Here is a 15,841-nt window from a genome sequence, read left to right on the forward strand (position 1 = left end):
GCCTCATCCCTGCAGCTCGTCCCAGACCTGGCGGTCGCGCTCGGCGGTCCAGATCACGGGGCGCTCGATGCCGGAGAACTCGTCCCACAGGCGCTGCACGTCGAAGGGCAGGCAGTGCTCAAAGATCGGCCACTTCCCGTACTTGGGGGCCAGCGCCTCGTGGGTGGCGGCGAAGGCGTCCTTGAGCGTGCCGCCGGAGCGGTGCGCCTCGCCGACGGTGCGCTGCATGGTGAGCAGGAAGTCGCGGGTCTGCTCGATCGCGGCGTCGACCTGGTCGCGGCCGCGGGCGATGGCGCCGCGCCCGCCGACCAGCTGCCGGGCGCCGAGGGCCTTGACCCGGTCGAGGGTGCCGGCCGCCCAGTCGAAGTGGAACGCGTCGCCGGTGTAGAGCGCGGCCTGCGACTCCACGAGGTCGCCGGCGAAGACGATCTCCTGCTTGGGCAGCCAGGCCACGATGTCGCCCTCGGTGTGGCCGCGGCCGAGGAACTCGAGCACCAGCTCACCGCGGTCGCCGCCCAGCTCGATGGTGAGCTTGTCGCGGAAGGTCATGGTCGGCCAGGTCAGGCCGGGGATGGACTCCGGCTCCTCGAACAGCCGAGGCATCCGGCCGTACTCGCTCTCCCAGTCCTGCTGGCCGCGCTCCTCGATGAGGTGCTTGGTCTGCTCGGAGCTGACGATCACCTCCGCGTCGAACGCGCTGGCGCCCAGCACGCGGACGGCGTGGTAGTGGCTGAGCACCAGGTAGCGCACCGGCTTGTCGGTGTGCTCGCGCAGCTTGGCCAGCCAGCGGCGGGCCGCGACCGGCGTGGCCAGGGCCTCGAAGCAGACCAGGAAGTCCTCGCCCTCGATGGCGCCGAGGTTCGGGTCCCCCTCCGCGGTCAGCGCGTACACGCCGTCGGCGAGCACCTCGAGGGTCTGTTCCTTCACGCCGAGGTCGGCGGAGGAGGCGAAGGGCTTGGCGGCCATGGACGGGTCTCCCTCACTGTGTTCCATAATCGGACGAGCGATCCGCTTATCGACTGCGAGGTTACGACGTTGTGGTGCCCGACACAAGCCCCGCCGGCCGGATCGGGAACGCCGCCCAGAGGGCCGCCGCGCTCGCCGCGAGCACCACGAGGGCCACCAGCGGGTGCGCCGCGACGGCGTCGACGGCCGGCTGCAGCACCGACTCGCCCCCGGTGAGGACCGCGGCCGCCCAGGCCGCCGCGGCGGCCACCCCGGCGGCGGCGAGCAGGGCGCGGACCGCCGGGTACGCCCGCGACCGGCTCATCAGCACCACCAGCGGCAGGACGACGGCCACGGCCACGAGCTGGGCCAGTTCGACGCCGACGTTGAAGCCGAGGATCGCCGAGACGGTGGCGCCCGGGTCCAGGTGCAGGTCGAGGATCGTCGTGGCGAAGGCGGTGCCGTGCACCAGCCCGAACAGGCCGGCGATCCACACCTCGCCCCTCGGCACGACCGGCCGGACCGCGTGCACCGCCGCGACCGCGATGGACGCCGCGACGAGCACCTCGACCGGCGTCGTGGGCACGCTCAGCCAGCCGAGGGAGACCGCGGCGAGGGTGAGCGAGTGCCCGACGGTGAAGGCGCTCACCACCAGCCCGGCCCGGCGCAGCGTGGCGGGCAGGCCCCGGCGCTCCCGCCACCGCGCGCGCAGCCCCCGGCCGGCGGCGACCAGCGGGGCGGGGAGCAGCAGCATCGCGAGGAACAGCAGGTGGTCGGTGCCCTCGGCGATGTGCCGCACCCCGAGGGCGACGGTCGCGGTCATCCCGCTCTCCCAGGAGGCGCCGTCCCGGTCCAGCGCGATCGTGGACTCCTCGCCGGTGAGGACCCCGATCAGCTCGGGCTCGCCCTCGGGCAGCACGCCGGCGGACCAGTCGCTGACCACCGAGACGTACACGTCGTGGGTGGCGATGCGCTCGGAGACCGCGTCGTAGTCGAGCACCACGTCGCCGACCGCGCTGCCGGCCGGGGTGGCCGCGACGTCGACGAGGAGCGTGGGCAGGTCGTCCACCGTGCCGAGCTCGACGGAGGTGACCGCGACGTCGTAGGCGCCGTTCTCGTCGCTGAGGGCCAGGTGACCGGCGACGTAGGCGGCGACGTCGGCCTCGGCGGCGGCCACCCCGGCGGGGTCGGCGGCGACCTCGCTGCCGGTGGCCAGGGTGTAGCGGTCCAGGGGGATCTGCAGGTCCAGGTCGACCTCGTCCGCGCCCACGGTCAGCAGGACGGCCGACGTCTCCGAGGGGTGCGCCTGCGCGGCGGCGGGCGCGGCGACCAGGGCGAGCCCGGCCGCCGCGGCCACCACCGCGGTGCGCGCCAGGAGGCGGCGGGGCATCAGGCCGCGCTGCCGTAGTCGGTCGCCTTGTCCCGGTAGACGGTGTGCAGGTGGACGCCGTCGAACCCGATGCCCGACTGGTGCACGTACTCGATCCACACCCGGGGCCCGCTGATCCGGAAGTAGGCGTCCTCGCCGTCGGAGTCGGTGGAGCCCGACCACGACACGTAGGTCTGGTCGTAGGCGGCGACGTACTCGGCGACGACCTGGTCGGCGACCTCCTCGTCGACGTCGCCCACCCACTCACGGATGGCCGCGGTCACCAGGTCCTGCTGCCTCTGGCTCAGGTCGGAGACGAGCACGCCGCCGTCGTCCGGGTAGCTCGCGCCGTCCTGGCCCGCGCCCATGACGACGTCGTCGTAGAGCTGGTCGAGCTCGGCGGTCGCGAGCTGGTCCTCGGACAGGCCGGACAGCGCCGCGAACACCGAGTCCTTCATCGAGCCGAGCGGCTCGAGGGTCGTCCCGTCGTCGGTCTGCCAGGTCTGGGGCTCGATGCCGACGAACTCGGGGGTGATCGCGACGGTGTCGCCGGCGTAGTCGACGTCCACCGCCAGGTGGTGACCGCCGAACTGGACCATGAAGGCGCTGTCGGTCGCCGGCCGGCCGAAGAAGGCGATGAAGTAGTTGTCGCTGCTCCAGTCCAGGCCGCCGCCGGGACCGCCGCCGCTGCTGCCGCTCGCGGCGAGCACGTCGTCGGCGGCCATCATCTCGAGGACCTGCTGGTAGCCCTCGTCGCTGAGCACCGCCTGGAGGACGGCGAGCGCCGCGGTCCGCTGCTCGTCGGTCAGGTCGCCCATCGCCAGGCCGTTGCGCTGGACCATCCCCTCGGGGAGGTTCGACCAGTTGCTCTTCGCGTCGGAGTCCGCGTAGTCGTACAGCAGCGTGTCGAGCTGGTCGTCGGACAGCGTGGCCGTGAAGGCCTCGGCGGCCGCGACGACCTCCGCGGTCGGGGAGCCCTCGGCGGCCGCGGTGGTGACCTCGGGCGACGTCGAGCCGGAGGAGGTCGACGTCGTCGAGGTCGACGCGGTGGTGTCCTCGGCGGTGCCGCAGGCGACGGCGGTGCCCAGCAGGGCCAGGGCTGCGAGGCTCCCGACGAGCGGGCGGGTGAACCTGCCCAGCAGCGGCCGGCGCTCGTCGGCAGGGGTCGGTGGCGCAGGAGTCGTGGTCATGCGCTCACTGTCGGTGCCTGCTGTGTGGCGGTCCTGGACCTCTGCTGTCCGTCTGCTGAGTGCCCGGCGCCACACCCCGGCGCTCACGCTCCCTCGAGGACCGCCTCCCGCAGCAGGTGGCCGTGGTCGAGGTACCACTGGTGGGTCTCGGCGGCGCGCCGGCCCGCGCCGCCCAGGTAGTCGGCGAAGGCGGCGTGCCCGTCGGCCGCCGCGGTGCCGACGATGTCGTAGCACCACTCGTGGTTGCGCAGGACCGCCAGCGCCACGCGCTCGCGCTCGGGCCCGGTCAGCCCGTAGCTGTCGACGAACAGCCGGAGGCGGTCCAGGGCCCGTCCGCGCCGGCGGTCGGGGATGTGCCGGTCGGGCCGCAGCGGCGCCCAGAGCCGGGCGGCGCAGGCGACGTCCCAGACCCGGCTGCCGGGGCTGGCCAGGTCGAAGTCGATGAGGGCGACGGCGCGGCCGTCCCGGAAGACGACGTTGTCCAGGTTGGGGTCGTTGTGGCTGACCAGCGTCCCGGCGAAGGGCGGCGGGGGCGACGGCGGCCAGGCGTGCGGCGCAGGGTCGAAGGTGCTCACGGCCCGGTGGTAGTCGCGGAGCAGGTGGGCCACGCTGACCAGCGCCTCGTCGGTCAGCGCCCAGGCCGGGTACGGCGGCGTCACCGCGGTGCCGGCGACGTAGGAGAGGACCTCGCGGCCCCGGTCATCCACCCCGAGGAAGCGCGGTGCGCCGCGGAACCCGACGTCGGCGAGGTGGCCCAACAGCGCGCGGGTGGCCGGGCTGGTGGACCGCTGGGGCCGCCGCACGGTGTCCCCGATGCGCACCACCCGGCCCCGGTTGGTCAGGCCCCCCGTGAGGACGACCTCCGGCTCCCTCTCCTCGGGCACCTGCCCATCCTGGTCCTCCCCGGACCCCGCGGGGACCCCGTCAGCGCCCGTCGAGGACGGCCTCGGCGAGGGCCGTGTGGGTGACGATGCCGCCGACCAGTCCGCTGCGGAGGGCGGCGCGGACGGCCGGGGCCTTGCCCGCGCCGTAGGGGATGACGACGACCTCCGGGATGGCCCGCATCTCCTCGGCGGTGATCCCGATCATCCGGTCGGCCAGGTCGGTCGGCACCGGTGCGCCCTCGGCGTCGACGAAGACGCCGGAGATGTCGGCGCAGACCCCCAGGTCGTGCAGCGCCCGCCGGTCCTCCGCGGACGCCGCGTCGTAGACCGTGGACTGTCCCGCCGCCCAGAGCCCCACGCCGGCGACGGCCTTGGTCACCGACGGCAGCTGGCCGAGCGCCCGGGCGACCTCGGGTTGCTGGCGGAGGGCCCGGGCGGTCGCGGCGTCGGGCACCGTGAGCGGGGCGTAGAAGCAGTGCGCCGCGCCGCCGGACGCGCTGGCCGCGTCGCGCACCGCGTCCACCGAGGTGTCGGGCCCGTCCGGCAGCGAGAGCGCCCCGGTGAGCTGCACGACCGGGACCCCGGGCAGGCGGGGCAGCGCGCGGGCCATCGCGCTCACCGAGCGCGCCCACGCCAGGCCGAGCACGTCCTGGGGTGTGGTGATCTCCGCCAGCAACTGCGCGGCGGCCCGGCCGACGTGGTCGCGCAACGACCGCACGTCGTCGTCCGGGGTGTCGACGACCACCGAGTGCCGCAGTCCGAACCGGGCCTGCAGCCGCGCCGACAGGTCGACGTCGATCTCCCCCTGGTGGCGGATCTCGATGCGGACCAGGCCGCTCTGGCGCGCGCTGTCGAGCAGCCGGGCGACCTTGAAGCGGCTCAGCCCGAACTCCTCGGCGATCTCGACCTTGGACCGGCCCTCCAGGTAGTACCGGCGGGCGATCGACGCGGTGAGGACGACGCGGGCCGGACCGGTCTGCTCTGCTGTCACTGGCCCACCCCTGCTCATCTGAGCGCCCCGTTCCTCACTATCGCACGGCATCTTGACGCCGGTGCCCGTGCCCCCGAGACTCAGCTCACACTTTTGAGGGTGTTCCCGCTCATCTGAGCAGTCGCTTCCGTGCTCGCCACTGGAGGACGAGATGGTGCCCAGACGCGTCCTGGCCGCGACCGCGGCGACCGTGGTGGCGGCCGGGGTCGGCGGGTGCGCCGGCTGGGGCGGCGGGCCCGGCGGTGGAGGGCCGAACAGCATCAACGTTTTGATGGTCAACAACCCGCAGATGGTCGACCTCCAGCAGCTCACCGCGGAGCACTTCACCGCCGAGACGGGCATCACGGTCAACTACACGGTGCTGCCGGAGAACGACGTCCGGGACAAGATCAGCCAGGAGTTCTCCAGCCAGGCCGGGCAGTACGACGTCGCCACGCTGAGCAACTTCGAGATCCCGATCTACGCCCGCAGCGGGTGGGTGGCGCCGCTGGACGACTACATCGCGGCCGACTCCGCGTTCGACCAGGCCGACGTCCTCGGGCCGATGACCCAGTCGCTGTCCGGCGAGGACGGCCGGGTCTACGGCGAGCCCTTCTACGGCGAGTCCTCGTTCCTGATGTACCGCACCGACGTCCTGGAGGCCGCCGGGATCACCATGCCGCCGAACCCGACGTGGCAGCAGGTCGCCGACATCGCCGCGGCGGTGGACGGCACGCAGCCGGGGATGGCCGGCATCTGCCTGCGCGGCCAGCCCGGCTGGGGGCAGCTGTTCGCACCGCTGACCACGGTGGTCAACACCTTCGGCGGCACCTGGTTCACCGAGGACTGGCAGGCCCAGGTCGACAGCGGCGGGTTCGTCGAGGCCACGGAGTTCTACGTCGACCTCGTCCGCGAGCACGGGGAGACCGGCGCTCCGCAGGCCGGGTTCACCGAGTGCCTCAACAACATGATCCAGGGCAACGTCGCGATGTGGTACGACGCGACCTCGGCCGCCGGGTCGCTGGAGGCCGCCGACTCCCCGGTGAAGGGCAAGATCGGCTACGTCGCCGCGCCGGTCGTCGAGACCCGCAGCTCGGGCTGGCTGTACGCCTGGGCCTGGAGCATCCAGCAGGCCAGCCAGAAGAAGGACAACGCCTGGCGCTTCATCTCCTGGGCCTCCAGCCGGGAGTACGAGGAACTGGTCGGCCGCGAGCTCGGCTGGTCACGGGTCCCGGCGGGCAAGCGGGCGTCGACCTACGAGAACCCCGACTACCTCGCCGAGGCCGGCGCCTTCGCCCAGCCGACGGTCCAGGCGATCCAGTCGGCCGACCCGGAGAACCCCGGCGTGCAGCCGCGCCCGGCCCCCGGCATCCAGTTCGTCGACATCCCGGAGTTCCCCGACCTCGGCACGCGGGTGTCCCAGGACGTCAGCTCGGCGATCGCCGGGCGGATGACCGTGGAGGAGGCCCTCGGGCGGGGGCAGCAGCTGGCCGAGGACGTCGCCGAGCGCTACCGCGAGCGGGGCAGCGGATGACCGCCACCGCTCTCCCCCCGTCCGGACCTCCCCCCGACCCGGAGGAGCGGCCATGAGCACCACCCTGGAACGCAGCCGCGAGGACGTCCGGCCGCCCGGACCCCCGCCCGGCGGGGCCCTGCGGCGGTCGGCCGACTGGGCGCGGCGGGCGCCGCTCCTGCCGGCGCTGGTCTTCATGATCATCGTGACCCAGCTGCCCTTCGTGGTCACGCTGGTCATCTCGTTCATGGACTGGAACGCCTACTACCCGGACGAGCGCGGCTTCGCGGGCTTCGGCAACTACGCCGACGTGCTGACCGACGTCGCCACGCGCGACGCGATCATCGTGACCATCGAGCTGACCGTGGTGGTCGTCCTGGTCAGCCTGGTGCTGGGCCTGGTCATCGCGCTGCTGCTGGACCGCAAGTTCCTCGGTCGGGGCGCGGTCCGGACGATGATGATCACGCCGTTCCTCGTCGTCCCGGTCGCCGCCGCGCTGCTGTGGAAGCACGCGCTGTTCAACCCGGAGTACGGCCTGCTCAACGGCGCCCTGACCTGGATCTGGGGGCTGTTCGGCTCCGACAGCCCGCCGCAGCCGGACTGGATCACGATCGCGCCGCTGGCGTCGATCGAGATCGCCCTGATCTGGCAGTGGACGCCGTTCATGATGCTGATCCTGCTGGCGGGCCTGCAGAGCCGGCCGCTGGACGTGATCGAGGCGGCCCGCATCGACGGCGCGAGCAGCTGGCAGATCTTCCGCTACATGACCTTCCCGCACCTGCGCCGCTACCTGGAGCTGGGCGCGCTGCTGGGGGCGATCTACATCGTGCAGACCTTCGACGCGGTCTTCGTCATCACCTCGGGCGGGCTGGGCACCGCGAACCTGCCCTACACGATCTACCAGACCTTCTACACCGCCCACGACTACGGCCTGGCGTCCGCCGCGGGTGTCATCACCGTGATCGGCACGATCATCATCGCCACCCTGGCGCTGCGCACGGTGTCGACGCTGTTCCAGGAGGAGAACGCGCGATGAGCTCGGTCACCGACGTCGCCCCGGTCCCCGCCACCCGCACGACGGAGGGGCAGGCCCGCCGGCCGCGCAAGCCCCGCGGCGGGCTGGTCCTCGGCCTGCTCGCCTGGCTGATCGGGCTGCTCTTCGTGCTCCCCGTGCTGTGGATGGTGCTCACGTCGTTCCACAGCGAGGAGGCCGCCGCCACCAACCCGCCCTCGGTCCTCGCGCCGCTGACCCTGGAGGGCTACCGGACGTTCTTCGGCGTCGGCACCGGCACCAACCCCTGGCCGTCGCTGCTCAACTCGCTGACCGCCAGCATCGTGTCCACGGTGCTCGTGCTGCTGCTGGCCATCCCGGCGGCGTACGCGCTGTCGATCCGGCCGGTGCGCAAGTGGACCGACGTGATGTTCTTCTTCCTGTCCACCCGGATGCTCCCCGTCGTGGCCGGCATCCTGCCGATCTACCTGTTCGCGCAGTGGAGCGGGCTGCTGGACAACATCTGGCTGCTCATCGTGCTCTACACCTCGATGAACCTGCCGATCGCGGTCTGGATGATGCGGTCGTTCCTCGCCGAGGTCCCCGTGGAGATCCTGGAGGCGGCCGCGATGGACGGCGCGGGGCTGCTGCGGACCCTGCGCCAGGTCGTGGCGCCCATCGTGCTGCCCGGGATCGCCGCCACCTCGCTGATCTGCTTCATCTTCAGCTGGAACGAGCTGCTGCTCGCCCGGACCCTCACCGGGACCCGGGCGCTGACCGCGCCGGTGTACCTGACCGGGTTCGTGACCAGCCAGGGGCTGTTCCTGGCCCAGATGTGCGCCGCGGCCTTCGTGGTGTCCCTGCCGGTGCTGGTCGCGGGCTTCGCCGCCCAGGACAAGCTGGTGCAGGGCCTGTCGCTGGGCGCCGTGAAGTGAGGGCCGCAGCCCGGCGGGAGCCGGAGCCCGTGAAGGTCGTCGTCCACCCGGGGGCGTGACCCCGGTCCACCCAGCGAGGAGACCCCCATGGCGTCCGTCACCTACGACAAGGCGAGCCGGATCTACCCAGGCGCCGAGCGCCCCGCGGTGGACGCGCTCGACCTGGAGATCGCCGACGGCGAGTTCCTCGTCCTCGTCGGCCCGTCCGGGTGCGGCAAGTCGACCAGCCTCCGGATGCTCGCCGGCCTGGAGGACGTCGACCGCGGCAGCATCCGCATCGGCGACCGGGACGTCACCCACGTCAAGCCCAAGGACAGGGACATCGCCATGGTGTTCCAGAGCTACGCCCTGTACCCGCACATGACGGTGGGCGACAACATGGGCTTCGCGCTGAAGCTCGCCGGGAAGAGCCGCGAGGAGATCTCCACCCGCGTCGCCGAGGCCGCCAAGATCCTCGACCTCGAGCCGTTCCTCGACCGCAAGCCCAAGGCGCTGTCCGGCGGCCAGCGGCAGCGGGTGGCGATGGGCCGGGCCATCGTGCGCCAGCCGCAGGTCTTCCTGATGGACGAGCCGCTGTCCAACCTCGACGCCAAGCTCCGCGTGCAGACCCGCACCCAGATCGCGGCCCTGCAACGCCGCCTGGCCACCACCACCGTCTACGTCACCCACGACCAGGTCGAGGCGATGACCATGGGTGACCGGGTCGCGGTGCTCCGGGCCGGGGTCCTCGAGCAGTGCGACACCCCGCTGCGGCTCTACCAGGAACCGGCCAACGTCTTCGTCGCCGGGTTCATCGGCTCCCCGGGGATGAACATCGCCGAGTTCCGGCTCGAGGACGGGCACGCCGTCCTCGGCCGGGCCCGCATCCCGCTGTCCACCACGACCCTGAGCGCGCTGTCCGCGGAGGGCGCCGACACCGTGGTCGCCGGCTTCCGGCCGGAGTCCCTCGACCTGGTCTCGGAGAGCGACCCGGGGGCGTTCCCGGTCGAGGTCGGCGTCGTGGAGGAACTCGGCTCCGACGCGTTCCTGCACGGGCGGCTGCCCGAACTGGCCCAGGACGCCGGGGACATCAACGAGAACCTCGTCGCCCGCGTGGACCCCGGCCGGCCGCCCGCGAAGGGGGACCTGGTGTACCTGCGGATCCAGCCGGGCAGGGAGCACCTGTTCTCCCCGTCGACGGGCCGGCGGCTGCCCGCCTGAGACCGGAAGCAGGAGGAGGAGAGCCGTGCCACCGCTGAACGCGGGGTCCCTGCCGACCCTGGCCGGCACCCTGCCCGTGCCGACGTACGACCGGTCCCGCGTCCGGCCCGGGATCGTGCACCTCGGGGTGGGGGCGTTCCACCGGTCCCACCAGGCGGTGTACGTCGACCGCCTCCTGCAGCAGGGCGGCGCGGAGGACTGGGGCATCTGCGGCGTCGGCGTCCTGCCGTCCGACCGCGGGATGGCGGAGGTGATGGCGGCCCAGGACTGCCTCTACACCCTCGTCGTCAAGAACGCGGACGGGTCCTACGAGCCGCAGGTCATCGGCTCCATCGTCGAGTACCTGCTGGCCCCGGACGACCCCGACGCGGTCGTCGAGAAGATGGCGGCCGAGACCACCCGGATCGTCTCGCTCACGGTGACCGAGGGCGGCTACAACATCTCCGCGGTGACCGGGGAGTTCGACGCGACCGCGCCCGACGTCGTCGGCGACCTGCGGCCCGGCGCCGCCCTGCGGACGACGTTCGGGCTGGTGACCGAGGCCCTGGTCCGCCGGCGGGAGCGCGGTCTGGCCCCGTTCACGGTCGTCTCCTGCGACAACATCCAGCACAACGGGGACGTCGCCCGGCGGACCTTCGGCGCCTTCGCCGCGCTGCGCGACCCGGACCTGGGCGCGTGGGTCGAGCGGGAGGTGCCCTTCCCCAACTCGATGGTCGACCGGATCACGCCGGCCACCACGGACGAGGACCGGGCGGAGGTCGCCCGGCGGTTCGGGATCGAGGACCGGTGGCCGGTCGTGTGCGAGCCGTTCACCCAGTGGGTCCTGGAGGACCGGTTCGGCCTCGGGCGCCCGCCGCTGGAGGACGCCGGCGTCCAGGTCGTCGCCGACGTCGACCCCTACGAGCGGATGAAGCTGCGGCTGCTCAACGCCGGCCACCAGGGGCTGGCCTACCTGGGGCGGCTGGCCGGCTACGAGCTGGTCCACGACGCGGCGCAGGACCCGCTGTTCCAGCGGTTCCTGCTCGGCTACATGGAGGAGGAGGCGACGCCGACCCTCCGGCCGGTCCCCGGGATCGACCTCGACCACTACCGGCGGGACCTGATCGCCCGCTTCTCCAACCCCCACATCCGGGACACCCTCGCCCGGCTGGCCTTCGACGGCTCCGAGCGGCTGCCGAAGTGGCTGCTCCCGGTCGTCCGGGAGAACCTGGCCTCCGGGGGCGAGATCCGGCGGTCGGCCACGGTCGTCGCGGGCTGGGCCCGGTACTCGGAGGGCGTGGACGAGCAGGGGCGGCCGATCGAGGTCGCCGACCGCCGGCGCGACTCGCTCCGGGCGCGCGCCGTCCGACAGCGGGAGGACCCGCTGGCCTTCGTCGCCGACCGCGACCTGTTCGGCGACCTCGTGGACGACGAGCGGTTCACCGCCGCCTACCTGGCCGCCCTCACCTCGCTGCACGAGCGGGGGGCCCGGGCCACCCTCGAGGCCGTGGTCGCCGGGCCCCTGCCCTCGCCGTCCCCGTCGGTCGGCGGTCCGGGGCGCTGACCCGGCAGCTGCCGTCCCCCCTTGTGCGCGCGGCCCGCCTCCATCGGAGGCGGGCCACGCAGGGGAGGGGGTCAGCCGGGAGCCGGCCGGGCGGTCACCGCCCGACGGCGACCGGCTCGTGCTGATCGGCCGGTGCCGGGGCGGCCTTCTCCAGGGCCGCGCCCTCGACGTCGAGGACGGGCAGCCAGCGCAGCCAGCGGGGCAGCCACCAGGCCGCCCGGCCGAGCAGCGCCAGCGCGGCGGGCACGAGCACCATGCGGACGACGAACGCGTCGACCAGGATCCCGGCCGCCAGGGCGAAGGCGATCGACTTGATCGTGGCCTCCCCGGCGGGCACGAACCCGGCGAAGACCGAGAACATGATCAGCGCCGCGGCCACGACGACCGGCGCGGCCTGCCGGAAGCCGGTGCGGATTGCGTCCAGCGGCCGGGCGCCGTGGCTGTGCGCCTCGTGCATCCGGGAGACCAGGAAGATCTGGTAGTCCATCGCCAACCCGAACAGGATCCCGATGACCAGGATCGGGGTGAGGCTGATCAGCGGGCCGGTGCCGTCGAGGTTGACCACGTCGGCCAGCCAGCCCCACTGGAAGACCGCCACCGTGGCGCCCAGCGACGCGCCGATGGTCAGCAGGAAGCCCAGGACGCCGACCAGCGGCACCAGCAGCGACCGGAAGACCAGCACGAGCAGCACCAGCGCCAGCCCCACGACCAGGGCGAGGTAGACCGGCAGCGCCTCGTCGAGGCTCTGCGCGACGTCCACGCTCACCGCGGTGGCGCCGGTGACGGAGGCCTGCGGCCCGTCGGTGCCGGCGAGCAGGTCGCGCAGCGCGTGCACGAGGTCCTGGGTCTCCTGGCTGGTCGGCCCGGACCCGGGGATGACGGTGAGCAGGGCGGCGCTGCCGTCGGCGTTGGGCACCGGCGGGGCCACCAGCACCACGTCGTCGAGGTCGGCGATCGCGCCGCTGACCCGGGCGGCCGCCTGCGCCGCGCCGTCGCCGTCGAACAGCACGGTGAGCGGGCCGGTGAAGCCCGCGCCGAAGCCGTCGGCGAGCAGCTGCTCGGCCCGGGCCTGGGTGGAACCCTCCGGCGGGGACTGCACGAGCGTGGTCTGCATCGAGAACGCCGGGATCGCGACGACCCCGAGGGCCACGACCGCGAGCAGCAGGGAGACCACCCGCCGGCGGGTGACCGTGGTGATCCAGCCGTCGAGGAACCCGCGCCGGCCCCGCGCGTGGGCGGGGTGCCGGGCCTCGTGCGCCCCGGCGGCGCGCTGCCGGCGGGGCAGCGCCCGCGCGCCCAGGAAGCCCAGCGCAGCCGGCACCAGGGTGAGCGCGACGAGGACGGCGGCGACGATGGTCGCGGCCGCGGCGAGGCCCATCTGTGTCAGGAAGGGGATGCCGACGACGGACAGCCCGGCCAGCGCGATGACGACGGTGAGCCCGGCGGTGACCACCGCGGAGCCCGCGGTGCCCACGGCCGTGGCGATCGCGGTCCCGGTCTCGGCGCCGTGCCGCAGCTCCTGCCGGTACCGCGTGACGATGAACAGGGCGTAGTCGATGCCGACCGCCAGGCCGAGCATCGCGGCGAGGATCGGGGTGGTCGAGGACAGGTCGGCGAACCCGGTCGCGATGGTGATGCCGAGGACGCCGATGCCGACGCCGACCACCGCCGTCAGCAGGTTCATGCCCGCCGCGATCAGCGAGCCGTAGGTGACGGCGAGGACGACCAGGGCGATGACCACGCCGATCGCCTCGGCGGGGCCCCCGACGTGCGGGGGTGACTGGACGGCCTCGCCGGTGACCTCGACGGTCAGCGCACCGCTGCCGGCGGACTCGACGGCCGCCACCAGGGCGTCCTGCTGCTCGGGGGTCACCTCGCCGGGCAGGGCGTCGTAGGTGACGGTGCTGTAGGCGGTGGTCTGCTCGGCGTTGACCGCCGGCGCGGCCGGGTCCAGCGGGTTGCTGGCCGAGGCGACGCCCGGCAGCTGCGCGAGCTCGCCGACCAGGTCGCCGACGGCCGTGGCGTTCTGCGGCGTGGTCAGCGTCTGACCGTCCGGTGCCTGCAGCACGACCCGGGCGGTGGCCCCGCCGCCGGCGCCGAACTCCTCCCCGATGCGCTCGAGGGCGATGGTCGACTCCTGCCCGGGGATGGAGAAGCTGCTCGACGTCTCCCCGGCCAGGGTGGCCGCGCCCGCGCCGCCGGCGACCAGGACGGCCAGCCAGACGAGGACCACGGCCCATCGGTGCCGGTGCGAGAAGGCACCGAGTCGGGACAACAACACAGCCATGCGGGATCAGGCCTCCACCTGGTCGGGGTCGGGTAGCGCGGCGCCGGGACGGCGGGAACCGAGCGCGTCGAAGCACGTGGCGACGATGTGCTGGCGCCACGCGGTGGTCTGGTCGGCGGAGTGCGCCGCGAGGGTGAGCACGGCCAGCGCGCCGAGCGCGCCCAGGGCCCGGACCAGCCGCTGCTGCTCCGTGGTGGCCGGGTCGACGCCGAAGGCGCGCAGCACCAGCTCGGCGACGGCGTGCTCGGGGCCGGCGGCGTCGGGCTGCGTGGTCGGCCCCAGCATCAGCGCGACCAGCCCGGGGTGGGCGAGGGCGACGTCGACGAGCACCTCGACGGCGCGCCGGTCGCGCTCGGCGCCCGCCGGCAGGTCCTGCACCTGCTCGAGCACGCGCCGGCCCAGGGTGGTGGCCTGGGCGAGCACGGCCTCGTGCAGCGCGTCCTTGCTGGGGAAGTGGTGCAGCAGGCCGGCCTTGGACAGGCCGACGGCGCCGGCGACGTCCTGCAGCGAGGTCTTGGCGAACCCGCGGCGGGCGAAGAGCGCGGCGGCGCGGTCGAGGATGCCCTCGTCGATCTGCTGCCGGAACGGTCGGGCCACGAGGACAGGCTAGGCGTTACCGACCGTTCTGGTCGGTCGTCCGACCGATCCGGTTGGGTGTCGTGCCTCACCCGTCCCACGAGGGCTCGGGGAGGGGCCGCGGGGCGTTGACCGGCGCCGGGCGCCACCCCGAGCCTGGACGCCGACCCCGCTCCCCGCGGGGCCGTCGCCCTGCGGAGGAGCCGCCGCGATGACCTCGTCCACCGGAGTGCACCTGGGCCTCGTCGGCACCGGGCGGATCGGCGCCATGCACGCCCGCACCCTGTCGGCCCTGCCGGACGTCGCGCGGCTGACGCTCACCGACGCCGACCCGGCGCCGGCCCGGCGGCTGGCCGCGGAGCTCGACGTCGACTGGGCCCGGAGCGTGGAGGAGCTGATCGCCTACGGGGTCGACGGGCTGGTCGTGGCCGCGGCCACCCCCGCGCACCCGGCGCTGATCCGCGCGGGGGTCGACGCCGGCCTGCCCGTGCTGTGCGAGAAGCCCGTCGCACCGGACGTCGCGGCCTCGCTCCCGGTGCTCGAGCACGTCCGGGCGGCCGGCGGCGTCGTCCAGATCGGCCACCAGCGCCGGTTCGACCCCGGCTACCTGGAGGCCCGGCGGGCCCTCCGGGCCGGCGAGCTGGGCTGGGTCCACAGCATCCGCGCGGTCACCTGCGATGCCGCGCCGCCCCCGGTGGCCTTCCTCGCCACCTCGGGCGGGCTGTTCCGGGACGTCAGCGTGCACGACTTCGACGTCCTCGCCTGGGTCACCGGCCGGCGGATCGCCGAGGTGTACGCGATGGGCAGCAACAACGGCGACCCGGCCATCGGGGAGGTCGGCGACGTCGACACCGCCCTGGCCGTGTGCACCCTCGACGACGGCACCCTCGCCACGGTCACCGCCTCGCGCTACAACGGCGCCGGGCACGACGTGCGGCTGGAGGTCCAGGGGTCGCGGGGCAGCCTCGTCGTGGGCCTCGACGAGCACGCGGCGCTGCGCTCGGCCGAGCCCGGCGTGACCTTCCCCGGCGGCCGGCCGCACGCGACCTTCGCCGAGCGCTTCGCCGCGGCCTACCGGGCGGAGGCGCGGGCCTTCGTGGAACTGGTGCGGGGCGAGCGGGGCAACCCCTGCACGCCCGAGGAGGCCGTGGCCGCCTCCCGTGTGGCCGACGCCGCGCAGGAGTCGCTGCACACCGGCCGGCCGGTGCGGGTCGCCGCCGACCCGGTGTCCGCCGGCGCGTAGCTCACGGGGGAGTGGCGCGGCCGCCGGCGGTCCGGGGAGCTGCCCGGGGCCGCCGGTCGGGGCCGTGCCGCTGCTGCTGGGCAGGCCGGGCGGTGAGGAGGACCCTTGACGCTCCTGGTGAGCCGTGTCACATTGGCCCATGTCACTATGTCCGGACATAAGGACGGCACGAGGACCCCGGTCCCACGGCTGAGC

The 15,841-nt window shown here is 73.9% G+C and carries 13 protein-coding genes; 6 read left to right on the forward strand and 7 right to left on the reverse strand.

What is annotated here, in order from left to right; all coding sequences use genetic code 11:
• Nucleotides 1-3: 3 nt before the first annotated feature.
• The 5 genes from ACI789_RS01325 to ACI789_RS01345 all read right to left on the reverse strand — a co-directional run bounded on the left by ACI789_RS01325 (nucleotide 4) and on the right by ACI789_RS01345 (nucleotide 5,379).
• Entirely contained in the window at nucleotides 4-966 is a 963-nt protein-coding gene (locus tag ACI789_RS01325) for an MBL fold metallo-hydrolase (protein WP_457006340.1), read from the reverse strand.
• Between the two features lie 61 nt (nucleotides 967-1,027).
• Nucleotides 1,028-2,335: a HupE/UreJ family protein gene (locus tag ACI789_RS01330; RefSeq protein WP_457006341.1), complete on the reverse strand. Its 1,308-nt coding sequence runs from the start codon at nucleotides 2,333-2,335 to the stop codon at nucleotides 1,028-1,030.
• Complete coding sequence (locus ACI789_RS01335) at nucleotides 2,335-3,504, reverse strand: DUF3500 domain-containing protein (protein ID WP_457006342.1); 1,170 nt, start codon at nucleotides 3,502-3,504, stop codon at nucleotides 2,335-2,337. Before ACI789_RS01335 ends, ACI789_RS01330 begins: the two co-directional genes overlap by 1 nt.
• A gap of 83 nt (nucleotides 3,505-3,587) precedes the next feature.
• Entirely contained in the window at nucleotides 3,588-4,388 is an 801-nt protein-coding gene (locus tag ACI789_RS01340) for a phosphotransferase (protein WP_457006343.1), read from the reverse strand.
• 40 nt (nucleotides 4,389-4,428) lie between these two features.
• Nucleotides 4,429-5,379, reverse strand: a complete 951-nt coding sequence (locus ACI789_RS01345; protein WP_457006344.1) for a sugar-binding transcriptional regulator — start codon at nucleotides 5,377-5,379, stop codon at nucleotides 4,429-4,431.
• 151 nt (nucleotides 5,380-5,530) lie between these two features.
• Here ACI789_RS01345 and ACI789_RS01350 point away from each other — a divergent pair, with 151 nt between their 5' ends.
• From ACI789_RS01350 to ACI789_RS01370, 5 genes are all read left to right on the forward strand, one after another.
• Nucleotides 5,531-6,892, forward strand: a complete 1,362-nt coding sequence (locus ACI789_RS01350) for an ABC transporter substrate-binding protein (RefSeq protein WP_457006345.1) — start codon at nucleotides 5,531-5,533, stop codon at nucleotides 6,890-6,892.
• 52 nt (nucleotides 6,893-6,944) lie between these two features.
• Nucleotides 6,945-7,907 carry a carbohydrate ABC transporter permease gene (locus tag ACI789_RS01355; protein WP_457006346.1) on the forward strand — a complete coding sequence of 321 codons (963 nt, stop codon included), beginning with the start codon at nucleotides 6,945-6,947 and terminating at the stop codon, nucleotides 7,905-7,907.
• A complete protein-coding gene (locus tag ACI789_RS01360) occupies nucleotides 7,904-8,797 on the forward strand; it encodes a carbohydrate ABC transporter permease (RefSeq protein WP_457006347.1) in 894 nt (297 codons plus the stop codon). Before ACI789_RS01355 ends, ACI789_RS01360 begins: the two co-directional genes overlap by 4 nt.
• 87 nt (nucleotides 8,798-8,884) lie before the next feature.
• Nucleotides 8,885-9,997 carry an ABC transporter ATP-binding protein gene (locus ACI789_RS01365; RefSeq protein ID WP_457006348.1) on the forward strand — a complete coding sequence of 371 codons (1,113 nt, stop codon included), beginning with the start codon at nucleotides 8,885-8,887 and terminating at the stop codon, nucleotides 9,995-9,997.
• A gap of 25 nt (nucleotides 9,998-10,022) precedes the next feature.
• Nucleotides 10,023-11,540, forward strand: a complete 1,518-nt coding sequence (locus ACI789_RS01370; protein ID WP_457006349.1) for a mannitol dehydrogenase family protein — start codon at nucleotides 10,023-10,025, stop codon at nucleotides 11,538-11,540.
• A 94-nt stretch (nucleotides 11,541-11,634) separates the two neighbouring features.
• Here ACI789_RS01370 and ACI789_RS01375 read toward each other — a convergent pair whose 3' ends face one another.
• Together ACI789_RS01375 and ACI789_RS01380 are read right to left on the reverse strand one after the other, a co-directional pair.
• On the reverse strand, nucleotides 11,635-13,773 hold the full coding sequence (locus ACI789_RS01375) for an MMPL family transporter (protein ID WP_457006350.1): 2,139 nt from the start codon (nucleotides 13,771-13,773) through the stop codon (nucleotides 11,635-11,637).
• Nucleotides 13,774-13,833: 60 nt separating this feature from the next.
• Entirely contained in the window at nucleotides 13,834-14,424 is a 591-nt protein-coding gene (locus ACI789_RS01380; protein ID WP_457006351.1) for a TetR/AcrR family transcriptional regulator, read from the reverse strand.
• A gap of 190 nt (nucleotides 14,425-14,614) precedes the next feature.
• Here ACI789_RS01380 and ACI789_RS01385 point away from each other — a divergent pair, with 190 nt between their 5' ends.
• On the forward strand, nucleotides 14,615-15,646 hold the full coding sequence (locus tag ACI789_RS01385; protein WP_457006352.1) for a Gfo/Idh/MocA family protein: 1,032 nt from the start codon (nucleotides 14,615-14,617) through the stop codon (nucleotides 15,644-15,646).
• The last annotated feature ends 195 nt before the right edge of the window (nucleotides 15,647-15,841 follow it).

The sequence above is a fragment of the Geodermatophilus sp. SYSU D00965 genome, assembly GCF_054050075.1.

Bases quoted from the DNA above. Each gene is read 5' to 3' on its own strand.
- ACI789_RS01325 (WP_457006340.1), bottom strand. From the start codon at position 966: ATGGCCGCCAAGCCCTTCGCCTCCTCCGCCGACCTCGGCGTGAAGGAA.
- ACI789_RS01330 (WP_457006341.1), bottom strand. From the start codon at position 2,335: ATGCCCCGCCGCCTCCTGGCGCGCACCGCGGTGGTGGCCGCGGCGGCC.
- ACI789_RS01335 (WP_457006342.1), bottom strand. From the start codon at position 3,504: ATGACCACGACTCCTGCGCCACCGACCCCTGCCGACGAGCGCCGGCCG.
- ACI789_RS01350 (WP_457006345.1), top strand. From the start codon at position 5,531: ATGGTGCCCAGACGCGTCCTGGCCGCGACCGCGGCGACCGTGGTGGCG.
- ACI789_RS01355 (WP_457006346.1), top strand. From the start codon at position 6,945: ATGAGCACCACCCTGGAACGCAGCCGCGAGGACGTCCGGCCGCCCGGA.
- ACI789_RS01360 (WP_457006347.1), top strand. From the start codon at position 7,904: ATGAGCTCGGTCACCGACGTCGCCCCGGTCCCCGCCACCCGCACGACG.
- ACI789_RS01365 (WP_457006348.1), top strand. From the start codon at position 8,885: ATGGCGTCCGTCACCTACGACAAGGCGAGCCGGATCTACCCAGGCGCC.
- ACI789_RS01385 (WP_457006352.1), top strand. From the start codon at position 14,615: ATGACCTCGTCCACCGGAGTGCACCTGGGCCTCGTCGGCACCGGGCGG.